Source organism: Streptomyces klenkii (assembly GCF_003626645.1).
GTDB classification, from domain to species: domain Bacteria; phylum Actinomycetota; class Actinomycetes; order Streptomycetales; family Streptomycetaceae; genus Streptomyces; species Streptomyces klenkii.
The window spans coordinates 1-1,172 of record NZ_RBAM01000138.1 but is presented as its reverse complement, the minus strand read 5'-3'; the positions used below and the strand labels follow the sequence as shown (position 1 = coordinate 1,172).

Sequence of the window (1,172 nt, the reverse complement as noted above, 5' to 3'; positions counted from 1 at the left end):
CGTCAGCCGTCCCGCAGCTCCGGCGACTGGTTGAGGATCTGCCCGCGGATCGAGGTGAACCGGCCCAGCGGGGCGTCCGAGGCGGCGTCGAGCGGGAAGACGGCGACCCGGTGGCAGTTCTGGAACGCCAGCCGGACGCCGAAGTGCCGCTCCAGCGACCCCCGGATGGCGTCGCTGGCCAACGCCCGCAGCAGCTGTCCGCGCGCATGCTCGTCCGGCGGCGGCGTGGTGTTGTCGGCGAAGTCACCGCCGTCCACCTTGAGTCGGGCGACCAGCGTGCTGATCATGTTCCAGGCGTAGGGCAGGGAGGTGCGGATGCAGTCGACGAACGCGACTTCGTCGACCTCCTCGCCGCGCTCGGCCTGCTGCAACAGCGCTGGTGAGACGTCGAGCGACATGGGATTCTCCTCTCGCGACCCCTGGCTAGGAGGTCTGGCGGACGGGCCCCGGGACACCGCCGCACACACGTCACCGCGTGCTGGTGTGCGTTCGGACGGCGACGCCCCGTGTGCAACGGTAGGGGTGTTGGCCCGAGCATGTCAGTGGATTGGGCACATATCTGGCCACTGTCCGGCAACGGCCGCCCCAGCCGTCGCGGGGCCTTCCGCCGCCCCACCGGTCACGGCCGCCGCCGTGTGCCCTCTAGGCTGAGTTCATGCGTCTCGTGATCGCCCGCTGCTCGGTGGACTACGCCGGCCGGCTGACCGCCCATCTCCCGCTCGCGCCACGGCTGATCCTCGTGAAGGCGGATAATTCGGTCTCCATCCACGCCGATGACCGGGCCTATAAGCCCCTCAACTGGATGTCCCCGCCGTGCAGTCTGAAGGTCAGCGAGGCCGGGGACGCCGAGGGCGGAGCCGCGGCGGTGTGGACCGTGGAGAACAGGACCGGCGAGAAGCTGATCATCACGATGGCCGAGATCCTGCACGACTCCTCCCACGAACTGGGCGTCGATCCTGGCTTGATCAAGGACGGTGTCGAAGCTCACCTTCAGGAACTGCTTGCCGACCGCATGGAGACGCTCGGGGAGGGATGGAGCCTCATCCGCCGCGAATACCCCACGGCGATCGGTCCGGTGGACATCCTCGGCAGGGATGCGGCCGGGGCCACGATCGCGGTGGAGATCAAGCGGCGCGGCGAGATCGACGGGGTCGAACAGCTCACCCGCTACC

General features: G+C 69.0%; 2 protein-coding genes. One reads left to right on the top strand and one right to left on the bottom strand.

Translation table 11 applies throughout. The features are described 5' to 3' along the window. Nucleotides 1–2 precede the first annotated feature (2 nt). The gene (locus D7231_RS35245) at nucleotides 3–398 is read right to left on the bottom strand and encodes an SCO5389 family protein (RefSeq protein WP_120760461.1); all 396 of its coding nucleotides are present in this window, start codon (nucleotides 396–398) and stop codon (nucleotides 3–5) included. A 257-nt stretch (nucleotides 399–655) separates the two neighbouring features. Here D7231_RS35245 and nucS point away from each other — a divergent pair. Continuing rightward, on the top strand, nucleotides 656–1,172 hold a 517-nt coding region (gene nucS, locus D7231_RS35240), incomplete at its 3' end, for an endonuclease NucS (RefSeq protein WP_120760459.1).

Bases quoted from the DNA above. Each gene is read 5' to 3' on its own strand.
- D7231_RS35245 (WP_120760461.1), bottom strand. From the start codon at position 398: ATGTCGCTCGACGTCTCACCAGCGCTGTTGCAGCAGGCCGAGCGCGGC.